Source organism: Desulfitobacterium metallireducens DSM 15288 (assembly GCF_000231405.2).
In the GTDB taxonomy this organism is placed as follows: domain Bacteria; phylum Bacillota; class Desulfitobacteriia; order Desulfitobacteriales; family Desulfitobacteriaceae; genus Desulfitobacterium_A; species Desulfitobacterium_A metallireducens.
The window spans coordinates 1,983,978-2,002,872 of the sequence record NZ_CP007032.1 but is presented as its reverse complement, the minus strand read 5'-3'; the positions used below and the strand labels follow the sequence as shown (position 1 = coordinate 2,002,872).

The window sequence follows — 18,895 nt, the reverse complement described above, 5'->3', positions numbered from 1 at the left end:
TGTGTTGTTCACCAGTTTGTCAGGAATGAAAAGTTCTGTATTGGTGAACAACGCTATATATAGGTTCATTACGTGTCGGTCAGCCTTGTAAGAAGGAGAGAAAATAGATGTTTCCTATTAATATAGGGTATCTGCTGACTCTTAATGCGAACAGATATCCCAATAAAACAGCGCTTCTGTATAAGGGTCGGAGGTTTTCCTATCGTGAAATAAATGATACGGTAAACCGTCTTGCTCATTCTTTAATGGATCTTGGAATTACGAAAGGGGATAAAGTCGGGTTTATTTTCCCAAACTGTAATCAGATCGTTGAACTGCTCTTTGCTATCGTAAAAATAGGAGCTATTGCTGTACCGCTGAATCATCGTTTGGTCTCTCAAGAGATCAAGTGTTTGGTTGATACTGCTGAATGTAAAGTTTTTGTGTATAGCGATATGTATGCTGATAAAGTAGCAGAGGTAAAACAGGAATTTAATACAGTAAAAATGTTAATCTCTTCAGGGATATCTATTTCAGGAGAATGTTCTTATGAACAATTATGTACCCATGAAGATAATACTGAGCCTAACGTACCTATTTTAGGGAGTGACCTGAGCCGGATTCAGTTTACAGGGGGAACAACAGGTCGTTCTAAAGGGGTCATGCGAACTCACGAAAGTGATATCTTTCAAACCATTAGTATCATGACACAAAACAAAATGGGTGCAAATCCGGATGAGGTTGTGATGGTTCAGTGTCCGCTCCATCATCAAGGGGGAATGTCCTGGCTCCTTTCGGCGATTGCAACAGGGGCAGAATTTGTTTTTTGTGATGTCTTTAATGCGGAGGATATTCTTCGTCAGATTCAAGATTACAAAGTAACGTATCTCTTATTGCTTCCTCCGGTGACTTACCTCCGGTTATACGATGTTCCGAATCTTAAGGATTATGATTTGACTTCCGTTAAGTACGTTCAGATGTCGGCCGGCGGCACTTCACAGAGTATTATCTTTAAAACGTATGATGTTTTTCTCAATTGTGAAGTGAATTATGGCTGGGGGCAAACTGAGTCTGGAGCAGGAACCAATATCGTGCTCACGCGTGAATTAGTTCAACAGCATCCGGAAAAAACAAAAAGCATTGGGCGGGCTATGCCATTGATTCAACTTCGGATTGTGGATGAAGAAGGTAAGGATGTCCCAATCGGAGAAGTCGGTGAATGTATTGTTAAAGGGCCTTCAGTTATGTCAGGATACTATAATCAGCCGGAATTAACCGCGAAAGCCATCAAGGATGGCTGGATTTATACTGGGGATATGTTTAAGCAGGATGAAGAAGGTTATTACTATATCATGGACCGCAAGAAGGATATGATTAAGACGGGGGGAGAAAATGTCTTTGCCCAAGAGGTAGAGGGAGTTATTCGAAGTCATTCATCGATCCAGGACTGTGCGGTGATTGGTATTCCTGATCCCATTTTTGGTGAAGCGGTGATGGTTGTCATTAAACTCCGAAAAGGATGTTCGATCACTTTAGAAGAAATTCAAGAACACTGCAAGTGCCAATTGTCCAGCTATAAAAAGCCGAGATATGTTGATTTTGTCAATCAGTTTCCTGTCGATAGCGCCGGAAAAATTCAAAAGTTTAAGCTTAGAGAGATCTATAAAACGTTTTCTACCTCTCAAAGCGAACATTCATTGAGGTGAAGACGTTGTTAACCGAAGTTTATCCGCAGATCTATTTAAACGAAATTCCCCTGCCCAAATTTTCGCTGCAGGCGGTCAATAGTTATCTGATCTTGTCAGATCAAAGAAATCTTATGATCGATACCGGCTTTAATACGGATTTAGGCAGAGATGCGATGCTTCAAAGTATCCAAGAACTTAAAGTGGATCTGAACAAAACCGATGTTATTTTAACTCACATGCATCCGGATCATGTCGGCTTGGCCTCCTATCTACAGGAAAAAGGGGCAAAAGTCTACATCAGCTTGGTCGATGGTGAGTTAATTAACTCTGTTTATACTCAAAAGAATAAATCGCCTTTGCAAGAATTATACGAGGTTTTAACTGAGGATAAGGATATTGAGGCAGTTCGCGGTCATGCGTTTGGTGACAATTCGACCGAGGCGATCCAATTTCATTATTTAATTGAAGGAGATAAATTCTTTGTCGGGGATTACGAGTTTGAGGTCGTGAGTATACCAGGCCACACCCCAGGACATATTGGTTTATATGAAAGGAAGCACAGGTTATTTTTTGGCGGAGATCATATCCTTGAGCATATTAGTCCTAGTGTTGTTTTTTGGGGTTTTGATCAGGACATTTTAAACCAGTATATCAATAGTCTGAAGAAGGTTTATGAGCTCGACGTGGATTATCTATTTACTGCTCATCTCAATATTATTCGGGATCATCGAAGACGGATTGAAGAACTCATAGCCCATTGTGAGGAACGCCTTGTTGAAACGGAAAATTTATTGAACCAAGGGAAATTGACACCAAAAGAAACGGCTGCACAAATGCATTGGAGTCTTAGGACAAAGTGGGAGGACTTCTCAAAGCTCGAAAAGTTTTCAGCCATTGGAGAGACCCTCGCTTTTCTTGAACATTTAACCCAACACGAGAAGATCGTCAGACACAGTATTGCCGGCAAGATTTTTTATGATCTTAATATAATATGAGTGGAGATAAAGAGAGACTGCTCTTAATTAAATAAGGGCAGTCTTTGTTTATTACAGTTTGAGATTTGTTCCATAACTTCAAAACTTCAAGCTAATGTCCCGCGCAATGGCAACTCCGCAGGCGCTGGCTTGAGCGAGTCCCCGGGTGACTCCGGCTCCATCTCCACCCGCATAGAGTCCGGAAATTTCTGTTTCAAACGTGCTTGTGAGTTTGGGTCGAGAAGAATAGAATTTTGCTTCAACCCCATAGAGGAGGGTATGCTCTGAAGCAATGCCTGGGGTAACTCGATCCAGAGCTTGGATCATCTCGATAATGCTTTTCATCGTGGTGTAAGGTAAAGCAAGACATAAGTTTCCAGGTACTGCTTCTTTAAGTGTTGGCTCAATGAATCCTTCACGAATTCTCTTCTCAGTCGAGCGGCGCCCCTTCAGGATATCCCCAAACCGTTGCAGGAGGACGCTCCCATTTGATAAGTCGTTCGCGAGGCGCGAAATAGCCTTCGCATACTCATTCGGCTTATTGAAGGGATATGAAAAATTATGCGAGACCAGCAAAGCAAAGTTTGTATTATGGCTGCCTAAGTTTTTATCCTTGAAAGCATGACCATTGGCTAACATGACGCCACTATGATTCTCGATAACGACATGGCCTGAGGGATTACTGCAGAAACTGCGGACAGAGGTCCCCACGGAAGTCCTATAAACGAATTTTCCTTCATATAGATTTTCATTAATATCTTCCATAATGGTATCTAAGGTTTCGACTCGAACACCAACATCAACCTGGTTGCTGTTCATTTCTAAGTTGTGCTTATTAAAAACGTGAGTTAACCATTCTGAACCATCACGGCCCGGAACGAGAACGACATAAGGCGCATGAATCTCGTGACCTTCTTCATCGAGAATACCCGTTATTCGGAGCTGACCGGCCTCTTCTACAGTTAAAAGATCCGTAATTTCTGTTTCGAAGACCATATCAATTTTAGGTTTTAATTCTTCATAAATGCTTTTCATAATTTCAAGATTTTGTTCTGTACCGAGATGACGCACTTGAGCTCTGAGAAGTTTTAAACCAGCGGCTAATCCGCGACGCTCAATTTCTTTGACCATAGGCGTCGTTGGGTCCGTGAGTTCAGCTGTGGCTCCATGATGTAAATTGATTTTGTCAACATAATGGATAAGGTCTAGTACTTTAGAAGGGGCTAGATATTCGGTCATCCAGCCACCAAACTCTGTTGTAATATTAAATTTACCGTCAGAATATGCGCCAGCTCCTCCAAAACCATTGGTAATCGAACAAGCAGGAACACAGCCAGCATACTCTTTATGGTCAGTTGGCGGCGGACATTTAGAGAGCGTTTTTTTAAGAATTGGGCAATAGCGTTTATAGATATTACGGCCTTTATCGACAAGAAGAATGGAAAGATCGGGATGCTGGGTCGTTAGTTCATAAGCCGTGAAAATACCGGCAGGTCCAGCTCCAACGATGATGACATCATAATTTTTCAAGCTCTTCAACCTCCATCTGAAGTAACATTTCGTAAGAACAAACGTTACAACTATATCCCATACCATTAAAAAAAGCAATATGTTTTTCGAACGTTATCTAATACAAATTGAATAATGTTCGATAAACAGATGAATAGACCAGATCATAGCTAATTAACTAATTTAGCGAAGAAGATTGTCAAATCGAGAAAAAATGGTATTCTCAATAGTAGATACACGACACTAGTAGAAATGTAGTTTAATACGCTATATTGGAAGATTGGAGAAATTTAAAATGATCTGGCTCCTCTTTGAGCGTTTGGCTTTAAATACCAGTTTAATTATAACGCTAGCTTATCTTGTCAGTAAAACTAAAATTTTTAAAAAGACGTTACGCCATAAGGCGAGTAAAAGAGATAAAATTTTACTGGTTATTGTTTTTGGAGCAATGGGGATTGCAGGGACGTATACGGGAATTGAAATTAAGGGGGCCTTAGCCAACTCACGTGTCGTCGGGGTTGTTGCTGCAGGCTTATTGGGTGGCCCTTTGATGGGAATTGGGGCAGGTTTGCTCGCTGGAGGACATCGCGCTTTACTTGGAGGGTTTACTGCGTTTTCCTGTGGAGTCGCAACAATCCTTGAGGGGTTATTTGCGGGTTTAATTCACCGCAAACTTGGGGGTAAACGTTTGAGCTGGAAGCAAGCCTTGTTGGCGGGTATGGAAGCAGAAGTTCTTCAGATGCTCGTTATTTTGTTACTCACACGACCTTTCGAGCAGGCTTGGGATTTGGTAGAAGTGATCGGCTTGCCTATGATTATTATCAATGGAATTGGGATTGCTATCTTTATCGGAGTCGTTCAGACAGCGTTAGAAGAAGAGCAAATTGGCGCCTTAGAAGCCCAAAAAGCGTTAAAAATTGCTAACCAAACGCTGACCATCTTGCGAGCAGGCTTAAACGAGAACACGGCTTTACGTGTAGCACAAATCATCTATGATCAAACGGATATGGCGGCAGTGGCCCTAACCGATCGCGAAAAAATTCTGGCTCATGTGGGAAAAGCATCAGATCATCATAAAAGTGGAACGATCATTCAAACCCAAGCCACTTGGCTCGCTTTAGAATCAGGTGAGTTAATGCTGGCAGATACTACTGAGGAAATTGGCTGCAGGGAAAAGAACTGTCCTTTGTCAGCTGCCTTAGTTGTTCCTCTAAGGGTTGGGGATAGGGTGATTGGAACATTGAAGATTTACCGAGAGCATGGTCAAAAGATTAGTCCGGTTGATTGGGAATTCGGGGCAGGTTTAGGAATGCTATTCTCTACACAACTGGAGGTGGCTGAGTTGGAAGAGCGTGCTCAACTGGTGACTGAGGCGGAGCTCAGAGCTCTTCAGGCCCAAATTAACCCCCATTTTCTTTTTAATGCGATTAACACAATCGTATCGTTTTGTCGAACGGATTCTGAAAAGGCACGCCAACTTCTTTTTCAGCTGGGGGACTTTTTTCGTAAAAACTTACAAAGTGGCGAGAAATTTGTAACACTTCAGGAAGAATGTGAACATATCCGATCTTACTTAGCGATTGAACAAGCTCGCTTTTCTGATCGCCTTCAGGTGGAAGAGAAGGTTGAAGAGGATGCTCTCAGTTATCGTTTACCGGGCTTAACCTTGCAACCTCTTGTGGAAAATGCACTGAAACATGGGGTTTATCGAGGTAAAGGACAGGGAGTTATTCGGATTTTAGCATGGCTCGAACCTGAATATTTAGTAATTCAAATCAAAGATAATGGTGTAGGAATTTCCCCGGAAAAGCTGGAACTCATTCGACAAGGTGTAAAGATATCCACGACTGGGCTCGGCATAGGAATTCAAAATGTTGCCCAAAGATTAAAATATGTCTATCATAATCAGGCTCAGTTCTCCATTGATAGCACAGTTGGAGAAGGAACCTGTGTTACCCTAACGATCCCTAGAAATCTTTCGAGTGAATTGAAGGAGATGTGATGATGAGAGTCTTAATTGCTGATGATGAACGTCCAGCGCGAGATGAACTCCATTATTTGCTAAAACAAATCGAAGGAATTGAAGTGATTGGTGAAGCAGCCTGCGGAGAAGAAGTCTTAGAGCAGGTTAGGAAACTTAATCCGGATGTGCTTTTCTTGGATATTCAAATGCCTGATGCCTCTGGAATTGACATCGCCCGTCAATTGTTCGTGGAGAAAACCAATCCTGTTATTGTATTTGTGACAGCTTTTGATCAGTATGCAGTTGAGGCTTTTGCAGTTAATGCGATTGACTATTTGCTTAAGCCCATTCATGTGGAACGATTGAACGAAACGATCACTCGCTTAAATAGAAGCTACGAAATCATGCACTCCTTGTCCGAAAGCGATATTACGCAAGAAAACGATCCACATTCACAAGAGATTAAGGATTATGAAGATACTTCTGGAGAATATCTCAGAAAATTAGACATGATATATCATTCTTTAAATCCCACAGCCCACAAACTAAAGATTGAAGAGAATGGAAAAATCTATTTGATCCCGAGCTCGGATATTCTCTATGCTACGATTGATGAACGGTTAGTGAGGGTTGTGACTGAGCAAAAAAGTTATTTGACCAATTACACTCTGAGTGACTTGGAAGGAATGCTTGGACCTTCTTTTTTGCGAGTTCATAAGAGTTATCTGGCGAACGTGGATAAAATCGAATCCATCGTGCCATGGTTTAATAATACCTATAATCTAATCATGAAAGACCGTTATGAAATTCCAGTGAGCCGGACGAATGTTAAAAGCTTCCGTCAACGTATGGGTTTGTAGTCGGGTTAAAATTGAGCACTCAATTAAGTGAACACTTAATTGAGTGCTTTTTTGATTTCTGGGAATAATAGAAGAAAAGTACAAAATTAAGTTCTCAAGGAGGGTTAAAAATGCGTAAAGGATTGACGTTAATATTAGCCTTAGCGCTGGTATTAGGAAATCTAGGGGTTGTACAGGCGGCGCCTGCAACTGCACCGGCACAAGGGGCAGAATTACAAACCGAGGCCGCAAGCGCAATTTTAATGGATGCGGAATCAGGGCAGATTCTATATCAGAAGGAAGCGAACAAAGAACTTGCCCCTGCAAGTGTGACAAAGCTTATGACTATGCTTGTTGCAGCGGATGCAGTTGAGTCAGGGCGTGTCAAACTGACCGATAAAGTGACAGCGAGTGAAAATGCTTGTAGTTTAGGAGGTTCACAAATTTATTTAGAGCCGGGTGAATCCTTTTCCCTTGAAGAAATGTTGATTTCCATAGCTGTAGGTTCGGCCAATGATGCGTGTGTTGCAGTTGCCGAGCATATTAGTGGGAGTCATGAAGCCTTTGTTAATGAAATGAATAAAAAAGCTCAAGATTTGGGATGTAAAAATACGCATTTTGCGAATGCCTATGGATTACCGGCTGAAGGACACTATACGAGTGCTTATGATCTAGCATTGATGGGTCGAGCGGCCTTGAAATATCCGCTGGTCAAAAAATTAACCGCGATTAAAGAATATGATATACGTGATGGTAAGTTTAAATTGTGGAATACGAATAAGCTGCTGTGGTGGTACCAGGGAGCAGATGGTTTTAAGACGGGTTGGACCAACGAAGCAAAATATTGTCTGGCTTCGACGGTAGAACGAGACGGACTCCGTCTGATTGCCGTGGTTATGGGCGTTCCTCAAGTGCGCGGGCATTTTGCCGAATCTATGAAAATCTATAATTATGGATTTGCCAAATATGCACATAAAGAGTTTGCACCTGCTTCTCAAAAACAGGGTGTTGTTCAAGTCCGTAAGGGAGCGGAAAGTGAAGTTGTGGCAGTAACTGAACAAGCCTTAGGTGTAACTGTTGAAAAAGGTAAAGATAAAAATATCTGGGTCGAGACAAAACTCAACCCAGACATAGAAGCTCCAGTTCAACAAGGACAGAAATTGGGAGAAGTCCTTCTTTACCGTGAAAATGAACTTCTGAACCAGGTTAACTTGGTGGCCGAGAAACCTATTGCTAAAGCAGGATTATATCAGCAAATGACGCGGACACTACAAGGAGTCTTTGGGTTTTGAGGGATTAACTTGTAGGAGTTCTCGGATATGGTGAAGTGCTGCCCGCTCAATTCGTGAGATTTGGACTTGGGAGAGATGGAGTTGGGCAGCAATTTCACTTTGCGTCTTATCTTCAAAGAAACGCATTAAAATAACGTGTTTTTCACGTTCGGAAAGCTTGTCGAGAACCTCATTGAGGGCGATTTTTTCAAACCAACTCGGTTCCAGATCTTTATCCAACGGAAGCTGATCTAAGACATAAATTGGGTCAGAGTCGTCCTGGTAAAGCGTGTCATGAATTGAAGTTGGACTTTGGACCGCTTCAAGAGCGGAAACAATGTCTTCACGTTCGACTTCGATTTCTTCGGCAATTTCACCAATGGTAGGTTCTCGACCAAGGGTGGCCGACAGTTGTTCGCGTGCTCGGTTGACCTTATACACAAGTTCTTTATAAGATCGGGGGACTTTAATCGGATGATCATCGCGAAGGAAGCGTCGAATTTCGCCGATAATCATGGGAACAGCATAGGTTGAGAATTTCACACCATAGCTAAAATCAAATTTATCAATAGCCTTAATCAAGCCGATCGTGCCAATTTGAAAGAGATCTTCTAATTCATATCCCCGGCGAGAGAAGCGTTGAACAAGGTTGAAAATCAATTTGAGGTTGCAATTCACCAATTTTTCTCGGGCTTCTTCATTACCCTCCTGAGCTTCATGTAACAGGCGCATCATTTCTTCATCTGAAAGCAGAGGAAAGCGAGGAAGATTCATTTCAGTTAATCTTTGAATCATTTTAATGCCCTCCTAATGCAAGGAGGGGTGATTTTTGTTCAGGTCCTTGACCATAGTTACGGTTGTTCCTTGATCCACAATAGAGTCAACGGTTAGTTCGTCCATGAAAGATTGCATAAAGACGAAGCCGAGGCCCATCCGCTCTGGATCAGAACTATAGGCGGGTTGCATCGCTTGTTCTACGTCAAATATTCCACATCCTTGATCACGCACAATAATTCGCAATAGTTCGTCATTAAATTCGATTTCAAGTATGACGAGCTTGTCCGGATCATTTTGATAACCATGAATGATGGCATTTGAGACTGCTTCAGAGACAACTACTTTTAACTCCTCAATATCATTGAGGGAAAGATCAAGCTGTGCACCAATTGAAGCGATGAGCATGCGTGCAATACTAACATTTTCGGCAATACTAGAGAAGGTGAGAGCTAAACTATTTTTATTCATTGAACATTTCCCGTCCTTCCTACATCTGAAGATTCACTTTCAAAGGGGATGATCTTCGGTAACCCGGATAGCTCCATAATTTTATAAATATGAGGGGGTACGTGTTTGATTAAGATTTTTCCGCCCAGTGGGAGAAGTTTTTTGTATCGTCCGAGTATCACTCCTAACCCAGAACTATCGACAAAGGTAACATCATGAAGGTCCAGGATCACGATTCGTATTCCGCGACGGTCAATTTCTGTATCGATGGCTTGGCGCAGATTTTCCGAAGTTCTCATATCTAGCTCTCCTGCTAAACACAAGGTCAATGTCTGACGCTCTATTTTTTTATCCATGAGCAAACCTGTTCCTCCCTATCCATGTTCTCCTGAATTCAATTCGACGTTATCCAGATTTTTCCTTCTAGGATTTAAAGGAAAATTTCTCTTGTAAGATAATCTTCTATTCTCTTTTTATGATTTCTGAATAAATAAATATTTCGAGTTAAATACTAAGCAGTAACTTACTGCAAGGCTTAATTTGTATTTGAGAGGAGAGTTGTCCTATGCCCGGAGAAAAGTTAAGACCACCCAATGTGAATATTACCCAACAAGAGTATCAAAATTTAACGAAGTCGATGACCCCTAAACCTACCGTTATGCGTAATTCTCTGCGTGCGTTTTTAGTGGGAGGGCTAATCTGTACGAATGGGCAACTGATCATCAATTTGCTTGTGCTGACAGGATTAGAGAGAACAGAAGCTTCCGCAGCTGCTACGGCCATTCTGATCTTGCTGGGGGCACTGCTCACGGGGCTTGGAATATACGATGAAATTGGTAAATTTGCTGGGGCAGGTTCAATTGTACCTGTCACAGGTTTTTCAAATTCGGTGGTCGCGCCAGCTTTAGAGTTCAAACGAGAAGGGTATGTTATGGGGGTAGGAGCTCGTCTTTTTACTGTGGCTGGTCCGGTTTTAGTCTATGGAATTACGACATCAATTGTCGTAGGAATTATTTATTATTTAGTGCGATTTTAATGTAAGGGAATTGGGGATGAGAGCTGAATGAATCTTAAACGCATTGGAAATCAAACGGTGGTTTTTGCAAATCCACCCGTCATTCTTTCGTCCTATTCGGTGGTTGGACCGAAGGAAGGACAAGGGCCCTTGAGTAAGACGTTTAGTAAAGTTATGCAGGATAATCTGAATGGAAATAAATCATGGGAGGTCGCCGAGAGCAAAATGCTCGAAGAGGCGCTGCAAGGAGCGGTTAAGCAGTCTAAAGTCAAGACTGAAGAACTGGATTACATGTTGGCTGGGGATTTGCTTAATCAGATTATTTCCGCTAACTTCGCGGCACGTACGATGGGTTTTCCGTTTATCGGAATTTATGGGGCATGTTCGACAATGGCCTTAAGCATGGCTGTGGGAAGTATGTTAATCGACGGGCAGTTTGCTCGCAATGTTCTAGTTGGCGTTTCCAGTCATCATGATACTGCTGAACGGCAATACCGTTCACCTACAGAACAAGGAAGTCAACGCGCAATGAGCGCTCAATGGACAGTTACAGGGGCGGGGAGTGTTGTGCTTTCTCAATCCGGGACAGGTCCGCGAATTACGGCTGCAACGATCGGCCGAGTTCTGGATTATGGCGAAAAGGATGTCAATAATATGGGGGCGGCTATGGCGCCGGCAGTAGCTGATACCATTTTAAATCATATGAAGGATTTAAACCGGACACCTGGAGATTATGATTTGATTGTTTCAGGGGACTTAGGGCAAGTCGGTTTACACCTAGCCAAGGAAGTCTTGAAACGAAGTGGTATGGAAACGGCGAACCAATTCAACGATTGTGGCGTCATGATCTACGATTCGAGTCAGGATGTACATGCCGGGGGAAGCGGTTGTGCCTGCTCCGCGGTTGTTTTTGCCGGTGAGATCATGCAGAAGTTGATTTCGAAGCAGTACCAACGCGTGTTGCTTGTCGGGAGTGGATCCTTGCATAGCCCGACTTCGGCTTTACAGGGAGAATCTATTCCAGGGGTTGGACATGCTGTCGTGATTGAAGCCTGAAAGGAGAGACGTACAGATGTTTGAGCAGATTATTCCGGCCTTTATTGTGGGAGGGCTGATTTGTGTGATTGGACAGCTCCTGATGGACTTAACAAAACCCGCTTTTACACCAGCTCATGTTTTGGTGACCTTTGTTACGGGTGGAGCCATTTTAGGGGCATTAGGAGTATATGGGCCCTTAGTAAAATTCGCGGGAGCAGGGGCGAGTGTTCCTCTCTCAGGATTTGGTTACTTGCTGTCCAAAGGAGCCATGGAGGCTGTCGACAAAAGAGGCTTGATGGGAGCTTTTTCAGGAGGTGTGGAAGCGGCAGCAATTGGGATCGCAAGCGCTGTGCTTTTTGGTTATCTCGTATCGATTACCTTTAATCCCAAGGGATAGAGGGAGGTTAAGCGTTGAGTAATAGTGATTCAAGTAGTTCAAGTAACTCGAGTGAACAAAATATTAAGGTCAGCAAGTCTTATCAAGAAAATGTAGATTATATGAATAAAGAACTGGGTGTACCCGATAGCTTTGACATAGTTTTACGCGAAATGTCTATTGGTGGGAAAAAAGTCGCGATCTATTCTGTCAATGGTATGGTGAACACGCAGGTTGTCAGTCTAATCCTTGAAGCACTCATCGATTTAGAACGAGCAGATTTGGTCGTTAATGCGTTATCGAAATTGGTTAAAGGTCGGATCGTTAACTTACAGGTCTCTGAAGTCGAAACGATGGACAAAATTTTTTACTTTCTACTGTCCGGTCCGATGGTCATTTTGGTTGAAGGTCAGGAAAAAGCAATCATTGTAGATGTTCGGACGTTCCCTGCTCGAGCCCCACAAGAACCAGATATTGAGAAGGTTACAAGGGGATCAAGGGATGGTTTCGTAGAGACGATGGTTTTTAATACCGCCTTGATTCGTAGACGGATGCGCGATCCAAAGTTAAGGATGAAGCTCGTTCAAGTTGGAACACGGTCCAAAACGGATGTCTGTGTGGCCTATATCGAAGATGTAACGAATCTTGAACTTGTTCGTAAGATAACTGAAGAACTGCAAGGAATTCAAGTCGACGGGATTCCCATGGCTGAAAAAAGCGTGGAGGAGTTTATTTTAGGGAGTAAGTTTTGGAATCCCTACCCCCGGGTGAGGTACACGGAAAGACCGGATGTAGCAACAACTCATCTCTTAGAGGGGCATGTGATTATTATCGTAGATACATCGCCCTCCGTCATTATTGCCCCGGTTACTTATTGGCACCATCTGCAACATGCTGAAGAGTATAGGCAAGAACCTATCGTTGGTGCTTACTTGCGTTTTGTGCGGTATATTGGAATTTTCGTGTCCGTTTTTTTACTGCCCTTATGGTTAGCAGGAGCTTTAAATCCAGATGTATTGCCGGAATGGCTCAAGTGGATTGGAGTTTCGCAACCGGGTAAGGTGGGTCTTCTTCCTCAGATTCTCATCGCTGAATTCGGTGTGGATTTGATGAGAATGGCTGCGATTCATACCCCTTCTCCATTATCCACAGCCTTAGGTTTAGTGGCCACGTTTATGTTGGGGGACATCGCGATTAAAGTGGGCTTATTTACACCCGAAATTGTCATGTATATCGCGATTGTTTCGGTGGGTACCTTTGCGACCCCTAGTTATGAACTCGCTCAGGCGAATCGCTTGGCTCGGCTTTTTTTAGTGATCATGACTTTTATCGGAAATTTTATTGGCTTTGGAATAGGAATTATTGCTGTGTTCATTTTGCTATTGCGGACAAAATCCTTTGGCGTTCCTTATCTATGGCCAGTTATCCCTTTTGATGGTAAGGCTGTAGGAAAGGCTCTTTTCCGTTCACCGGTGACGCTTCAGAATACAAGACCAAGTATTCTGAAGCCGCAAGATGAATCGCGACAACCCCAAAAAACTAAAAAATAGGGAGGTTCATACGCTTGAAATTAGGTTATCCCCGTGCGTTAACCTATTATGATTATTATCCGTTTTGGGCAGGATTTTTACGAGAATTAGATATTGAACTTGTGAGTACGCCACAGACCAATCGGGACATAATGGAAATCGGCTTAAAAAAAGCTCCAGCGGAAACGTGCCTTCCGATTAAAATACTTGTGGGTCATCTTAATGCGCTGAGTGATGTAGATGCCGTTTTTCTGCCACGCTTAGTCAGTATGGAAAAAAACACATATCTTTGTCCTAAGGTACTGGGACTTCCCGAAAGCGTTCTTGGGGTAATCCCAGCAGGCCTTGAGGTACTCAGCGTGGATATCAATCGGCAGGCTGGAGTACATAGTGTCCTCAAGAACTTGATTCAATGGGGAAAATGTTTAGGGAAAAGTAAACACCAAATTCAGCACGCTTTTGCTGAAGGAGAACGTTGGCTTCAGACCTATCATGAAATGCGCAGGCAGGGTTGGAGTTTTGAGGAAAGCATGGAATGTTTCGAAAATATAGCGGAGTCAGAAAAACTCAATAATTTGGGTTTGACAGCTGATCCTCCTTTAGGGCCCAATAGAAATCAAAAATGGCCGGAAATGCAAAATAATTCGGGAGAGGCAGCGGAGGAAGAACATCGCCCTACAATTGCGCTCCTGGGGCATAGCTATTTAACCTATGAAACGTATGCCAATCTTGATCTTCTTTCAAAGTTAGCGGAGAAAGCAAATCTCAGGGTGGTTGAAAATGTTCCGTTAGCGGTAACTCAAGCAAAACAGAAACTTCTTAGAAAAAGTATCTTCTGGAGCCATGCGCAGAAAATTTATGGAGCAGGGGAGTCTTATCTTGAAGATCCAGAAGTCGATGGGATCATTTATCTTTCGTGTTTTGGTTGTGGGACGGATTCGGTAACGAACGATCTCCTTGCACGACGAGCAAGAGCGGAGCAAAAGCCTTATCTTGTGGTTACGCTGGACGAACATACAGGTGAAGCGGGCCTAATTACCCGCTTAGAGGCTTTCCTTGACATGCTAGAGAGGAGAAATAGACATGAAGGTCACCTTCCCACACATGGGGAATGCCTGGATTATCATTCAAGCTCTATTTGAGTCTTTGGAAGTGGAATTTGTTGTTGCACCATTTAATAGTAAACAAACATTAAATATTGGGACAAAGCTTGCGCCGGAATCGGCCTGTTTACCTCTTAAACTCAATCTTGGAAACTATGTAGAAGCAGCGGAATTAGGTGCAGATACGGTTGCGATTACTGCAGGAAGAGGCCCTTGTCGATTCGGATATTATGGCGAAAGCGAGCGAATGATTCTTAAGGATGCTGGGTTTAATTATGAATTCATTCAACTTGAACCGCCTGAAGGGCGATTGTTGGGCTTAGCAGGGCGGATTAGATATCTTGCAGGAGAGAAAAACTCATGGGCTAAGATAATACGCGCAGTCCAGTTTGCCTATCGTAAATCAGTTGCTATGGATCGGATTGAGATTCTCATTCATGGGTTTCGTCCGCGTGCTCAAAATCCGCATGAAGCCGACGCGCTTTATGAGGAAGCCAAGAGAAGGCTTGTGTTGGCGATGACGGATGAAGGTCTTCAAGGGGTAGTCCGATGGCTCCAAGCTAGGATCAAGGAAAAACACGCCGAACATCCAGAGGGTTTGACAATTAAACCCTTGAATATTGGCATTATTGGAGAGATCTATACTCTTTTAGAACCGTTTACCTCCTGTGAAGTGGAGAAAGAGTTAGGAAACCTAGGAACCTATGTAGATCGCTCGATCTATCTTTCTGGCTGGGTTGGGCAACATGTCTTTCAAGGTTTGGCGCAGGGATATCGGCCTTTGAAACCTTATTATCGTCTAGCTAAACCTTATCTGAATCATTTCGTGGGGGGGCACGGAATTGAAACTGTAGGCTCAGCAGTTCATTTTGCACGTCAGGGATATGATGGAATTATTCAAATTTTACCTCTAGGCTGTATGCCAGAAATTGTGGCCTCAAGCATTCTTCCGCGGATTCAAGAAGACTATAACCTACCCATCATGACCCTAACGTTTGATGAGCATACTGGACAGGCAGGGATTCAGACCCGACTCGAGGCCTTTGTCGATCTGCTTGAGCGATCTCGTCATAAAGAAGCAAATCGAGGAGGGCTGATTAGTGCACACTCATAAGTATTTCTTAGGAGTAGATGTAGGGTCTGTTAGCACAAATATTGTGCTACTAGGGGAAGATAATGTAGTGGCTGAAGCAATGTATTTAAGGACTCAGGGACGCCCCATGCAAACCATTCAAGAAGGCCTAAAGACGTTACGAGAAAAAATAGGAAATTCTGCTCAAATTATTGGAGTTGGGACGACAGGAAGTGCACGCCAACTTGCTGCAACTTTATTGGGTGCAGATGTTGTAAAAAATGAAATCACGGCTCATGCTGTAGCTGCCTCGCGTGAATATCCTGAGGTTAAAACGATCCTGGAAATCGGCGGTCAGGATTCTAAGATAATTATTTTGCGTGATGGCATTGTGGTTGATTTTGCGATGAATACAGTTTGTGCCGCTGGGACAGGCTCTTTTTTGGATCAACAAGCAGCTCGGTTAGGGATTCCCATTGAAGACTTTGGTCCGATCGCGATACGAGCAGAACACCCGGTTAGAATAGCCGGGCGATGCTCTGTTTTTGCTGAATCAGATATGATCCATAAACAGCAATTAGGACACCCTTTACCCGATATTCTCGCAGGGTTGTGTCAAGCGATGGTCCGCAATTATTTAAATAACGTAGGCAAAAACAAAGAAATACTTGGCCCTATTCTTTTTCAAGGAGGAGTCGCAGCTAATCCAGGAATCCGGCAGGCCTTTGAAAGAGAGCTGGGTCAAAAAGTAATTGTACCCAATCATTTCGCAGTTATGGGAGCATTAGGCGCCGCTTATCTGGCCCAAGAAAAAATAGCTCAGAAGAAAAACCATATGAGTAAATTCCGGGGACTTCAACTTACAGATACCTGCTTTGAAGCGCGCAGTTTCGATTGCAAAGGTTGCGCCAATCATTGTGAAGTTGTAGAAATTCGGCAGGAAAAGCAAATCTTAGCCCGCTGGGGCGATCGCTGCGGAAAATGGTCCGCAACGGTTACTGAAGTTCAAGATGATCGAACCGGTGAAAAAACTGTAGCAGTAACCTCTTAGGAATAGGGGCGGTATAGCACATGACGCCACAGTGGGGAAGCGTGACTCACGGTTCACTTACTGAAAGCTTTTTCAGCGGTCGAACAAAAACCAGATCCAAAGAGACCAGAACAAGTATGGCGATTAAGATGGTTTCTAAGCCTTGCTCAGAGATGCCTTTCGAATACTGTGAGACAGGCGAATAGACGGAATTCGAGAAGTAAGGGGGATTTTCAGGGTATACGAGACGAACAGGTAAGCTTTGATAAGGAAAAGTGGCATAAGATTGTGGCACTTCCGTAAACTGCTGAGGATAAACAGGTCGAGAGTACGTTGGCGAGGTATATGGGACGTGCGAAGAATGACCATAGGGAGATCGATAAGGTTGATTAAAATAAGAAGGAAGGGGATAGGACGGGGCACGTGGTCCAAAGATACCAGAAGACATGGGCAAGTTGCCTCCTTTAGAAAATAGCGTTGAGTTAGGCTTAAGAGAAGGAGAGGGGCCGTGTATTTAAGGACACGGCCCTATGATTATTGGGGGTCGGAAGGTGAGGATATTTGTTCTTCTGTTGTGCCCCACTGTCTGTGAAAGAGCCTAACAGATTGATACTCTGGCGCCCAAGACTCATCTTCAAAGAAAGTGTCCGGACCTGAGTAGATTTTCTGATTGCGGAGAAACTTGCTAAATAAAGCTGGCGTTTCATACGAAAAATCTTGATCGAGCTCAGTATTTGCGTTTTCAAGAACTTCGGGAGAGTTTTCTTGTTCTAAGCTTGAAGTACTTGGAGATGGTGCGGGTGCTAATTCTAGCTCTTGTTTTTGCTCATTAGTACGGGATGATAGTTTGTTAAGGAAAAACACATTGATCCCCCCTTTAATGGTTATCTAATGGTATTATATTCCATTCAAAAAGAGTTGCTACATAAATTTACCAATGTGAAGGTAAGGGAATAGGGAGATTCCAAAAATTAACGATACTTCATGATGCATAAATGGGTTCAGATTGTCGAAGCTATTCTTGAGATTTCAAGAATGGAGTTGAGACGACATGCCCAAAGACAAAAAAAAGGCAAGTAGCCTTGAATTCTTTAAAGTATATGGGGTTAATGCCATCTTAGGTTTTGGGCTTGGCGTTGGGATTGTACTTCTTGCTCTAACTCTTTGGGGACGGGGTCAAGTGGGAAAAATTTTTTCAGCAGAAACGCAACCATCGCAGAGGGTTAATCAAACAGCTAAGGATGAAAAAGCATCTCCACAGGATAAGGTAAATGAAACCGTAGAATCTTTTAATAGTTCACGTTTTACCGTTCTCTTGATCGGAATGGATAATCGTCCAGAGGAAACTTCTCTCTGCAACACGGATTCTTTGCTCGTAGCCAGTATCGATCAATCAAACGAAAGATTGACGTTCCTGAGTATTCCTCGGGATACTCAAGTTGATCTTCCGGGGGTAGATATTCAAAAGATCAATGCTATTGCTCGAGTGAAAAATGGATTTTCTGCGACTCAAAAGTATGTTGAGACCATGATCGGTTACCCGATTGACGGTTATGTTGCGACAAATTTTAATGGCTTTAAAAGTATCATTGATAGCTTAGGTGGAATTACGTTAAATGTTGAGAAGAATATGCATTATGATACTGGAGATAGCCAAGACCGATATATAGATTTAAAAAAAGGAACCCAGCGTCTTACAGGAAGCCAGGCTCTTCAATATGCCCGTTTCCGCAATGATGAAATGGGAGATATTTCAAGAACAGCTCGCCAGCAGGCAGTTGTCAAAGCCATTTTTAAGGAAGCGACTGAACTTGAAAATTTGCCGAAGCTTCCTTTTGCCATCCCCAAAGTGTATCAGTCAGTTCAGACGGATTTGAGTATCAGCCAGATCTGGTCTCTTGCCAGTTTATTAAAGAAAACGGAACAGTATCAAATTGTGAGTCAAACCCTTCCGGGAAAATTTGCAATCGAAAAAGGGATAAGTTATTGGAAGGTAAATTCGAACCAAGTTCAAAAAGTGGTTACCCAACTATTTCTTGAGGGAAAAACAACCTCTGTTTTTGGACAGGAAAATCGTTCGAAGGGTGAAGTCAAGAAACAGGATAATCAAAAAAATCAGAACCAGAATTCAGAAGAAAAATCAAGCACTCAGAACATTCCTACTCAGAATCCAAATCAAGAGATCCAATTTGAGGTAATGGAAAATTAACAAGAAAAGAGAAGGTAAAACAAGTTTGAAGTTGAATTTAGAAGGAGGTCTAATTATCCAGGCGAAAAGGAGAAAA

At 42.9% G+C, this 18,895-nt stretch carries 19 protein-coding genes; 13 read left to right on the top strand and 6 right to left on the bottom strand.

Annotated features, from left to right (window positions below):
- Positions 1-107 precede the first annotated feature (107 nt).
- Positions 108-1,685 carry a class I adenylate-forming enzyme family protein gene (locus tag DESME_RS09610; RefSeq protein ID WP_006716139.1) on the top strand — a complete coding sequence of 526 codons (1,578 nt, stop codon included), beginning with the start codon at positions 108-110 and terminating at the stop codon, positions 1,683-1,685.
- A 5-nt stretch (positions 1,686-1,690) separates the two neighbouring features.
- A complete protein-coding gene (locus DESME_RS09605) occupies positions 1,691-2,662 on the top strand; it encodes an MBL fold metallo-hydrolase (protein ID WP_025248751.1) in 972 nt (323 codons plus the stop codon).
- A gap of 78 nt (positions 2,663-2,740) precedes the next feature.
- On the opposite strand, the gene DESME_RS09600 is transcribed toward DESME_RS09605, so the two are convergent.
- Positions 2,741-4,171: an NAD(P)/FAD-dependent oxidoreductase gene (locus DESME_RS09600; RefSeq protein WP_006716141.1), complete on the bottom strand. Its 1,431-nt coding sequence runs from the start codon at positions 4,169-4,171 to the stop codon at positions 2,741-2,743.
- A 274-nt stretch (positions 4,172-4,445) separates the two neighbouring features.
- Here DESME_RS09600 and DESME_RS09595 point away from each other — a divergent pair, with 274 nt between their 5' ends.
- The 3 genes from DESME_RS09595 (at position 4,446) to DESME_RS09585 (ending at position 8,244) form a co-directional block, all read left to right on the top strand.
- Complete coding sequence (locus DESME_RS09595) at positions 4,446-6,152, top strand: sensor histidine kinase (protein ID WP_006716142.1); 1,707 nt, start codon at positions 4,446-4,448, stop codon at positions 6,150-6,152.
- A 2-nt stretch (positions 6,153-6,154) separates the two neighbouring features.
- Positions 6,155-6,973 (top strand): LytR/AlgR family response regulator transcription factor, encoded by an 819-nt coding sequence (locus DESME_RS09590; RefSeq protein WP_041483977.1) that lies wholly within the window; start codon positions 6,155-6,157, stop codon positions 6,971-6,973.
- Between the two features lie 110 nt (positions 6,974-7,083).
- A complete protein-coding gene (locus tag DESME_RS09585) occupies positions 7,084-8,244 on the top strand; it encodes a D-alanyl-D-alanine carboxypeptidase family protein (protein ID WP_006716144.1) in 1,161 nt (386 codons plus the stop codon).
- Here the strand turns inward: DESME_RS09585 and sigF are convergent.
- Genes sigF through DESME_RS09570 form a run of 3 tightly spaced genes read right to left on the bottom strand, consistent with a single transcriptional unit; the run spans position 8,221 to position 9,809 of the window.
- Positions 8,221-9,018, bottom strand: coding sequence for an RNA polymerase sporulation sigma factor SigF (sigF, locus tag DESME_RS09580; protein WP_006716145.1), 798 nt, complete (start codon positions 9,016-9,018; stop codon positions 8,221-8,223). The genes DESME_RS09585 and sigF overlap by 24 nt on opposite strands.
- A 12-nt stretch (positions 9,019-9,030) precedes the next feature.
- Positions 9,031-9,468 (bottom strand): anti-sigma F factor, encoded by a 438-nt coding sequence (spoIIAB, locus tag DESME_RS09575; protein WP_006716146.1) that lies wholly within the window; start codon positions 9,466-9,468, stop codon positions 9,031-9,033.
- The gene (locus DESME_RS09570; RefSeq protein WP_006716147.1) at positions 9,465-9,809 is read right to left on the bottom strand and encodes an STAS domain-containing protein; all 345 of its coding nucleotides are present in this window, start codon (positions 9,807-9,809) and stop codon (positions 9,465-9,467) included. The genes spoIIAB and DESME_RS09570 overlap by 4 nt, the downstream gene beginning before the upstream one ends.
- Positions 9,810-10,012: 203 nt before the next feature.
- Here DESME_RS09570 and spoVAC point away from each other — a divergent pair, with 203 nt between their 5' ends.
- From spoVAC to DESME_RS09535, 7 genes are all read left to right on the top strand, one after another.
- Entirely contained in the window at positions 10,013-10,483 is a 471-nt protein-coding gene (gene spoVAC, locus DESME_RS09565; protein ID WP_006716148.1) for a stage V sporulation protein AC, read from the top strand.
- Between the two features lie 27 nt (positions 10,484-10,510).
- On the top strand, positions 10,511-11,518 hold the full coding sequence (spoVAD, locus tag DESME_RS09560; protein ID WP_006716149.1) for a stage V sporulation protein AD: 1,008 nt from the start codon (positions 10,511-10,513) through the stop codon (positions 11,516-11,518).
- 16 nt (positions 11,519-11,534) lie between these two features.
- The gene (gene spoVAE, locus DESME_RS09555; protein WP_006716150.1) at positions 11,535-11,897 is read left to right on the top strand and encodes a stage V sporulation protein AE; all 363 of its coding nucleotides are present in this window, start codon (positions 11,535-11,537) and stop codon (positions 11,895-11,897) included.
- 101 nt (positions 11,898-11,998) lie between these two features.
- The gene (locus DESME_RS09550; RefSeq protein WP_084553228.1) at positions 11,999-13,426 is read left to right on the top strand and encodes a spore germination protein; all 1,428 of its coding nucleotides are present in this window, start codon (positions 11,999-12,001) and stop codon (positions 13,424-13,426) included.
- A 14-nt stretch (positions 13,427-13,440) separates the two neighbouring features.
- Entirely contained in the window at positions 13,441-14,547 is a 1,107-nt protein-coding gene (locus tag DESME_RS09545) for an acyl-CoA dehydratase activase-related protein (protein ID WP_006716152.1), read from the top strand.
- On the top strand, positions 14,489-15,622 hold the full coding sequence (locus DESME_RS09540) for a hypothetical protein (protein WP_006716153.1): 1,134 nt from the start codon (positions 14,489-14,491) through the stop codon (positions 15,620-15,622). Before DESME_RS09545 ends, DESME_RS09540 begins: the two co-directional genes overlap by 59 nt.
- Positions 15,609-16,631 (top strand): acyl-CoA dehydratase activase, encoded by a 1,023-nt coding sequence (locus tag DESME_RS09535; protein ID WP_006716154.1) that lies wholly within the window; start codon positions 15,609-15,611, stop codon positions 16,629-16,631. The genes DESME_RS09540 and DESME_RS09535 overlap by 14 nt, the downstream gene beginning before the upstream one ends.
- Positions 16,632-16,677: 46 nt before the next feature.
- Here the strand turns inward: DESME_RS09535 and DESME_RS09530 are convergent, their stop codons facing one another.
- Together DESME_RS09530 and DESME_RS09525 are read right to left on the bottom strand one after the other, a co-directional pair.
- Positions 16,678-17,058, bottom strand: coding sequence for a hypothetical protein (locus DESME_RS09530; RefSeq protein ID WP_006716155.1), 381 nt, complete (start codon positions 17,056-17,058; stop codon positions 16,678-16,680).
- Between the two features lie 86 nt (positions 17,059-17,144).
- Positions 17,145-17,474 carry a hypothetical protein gene (locus DESME_RS09525; protein ID WP_006716156.1) on the bottom strand — a complete coding sequence of 110 codons (330 nt, stop codon included), beginning with the start codon at positions 17,472-17,474 and terminating at the stop codon, positions 17,145-17,147.
- 187 nt (positions 17,475-17,661) lie between these two features.
- Here DESME_RS09525 and DESME_RS09520 point away from each other — a divergent pair, with 187 nt between their 5' ends.
- Positions 17,662-18,819 carry an LCP family protein gene (locus tag DESME_RS09520; protein ID WP_006716157.1) on the top strand — a complete coding sequence of 386 codons (1,158 nt, stop codon included), beginning with the start codon at positions 17,662-17,664 and terminating at the stop codon, positions 18,817-18,819.
- The last annotated feature ends 76 nt before the right edge of the window (positions 18,820-18,895 follow it).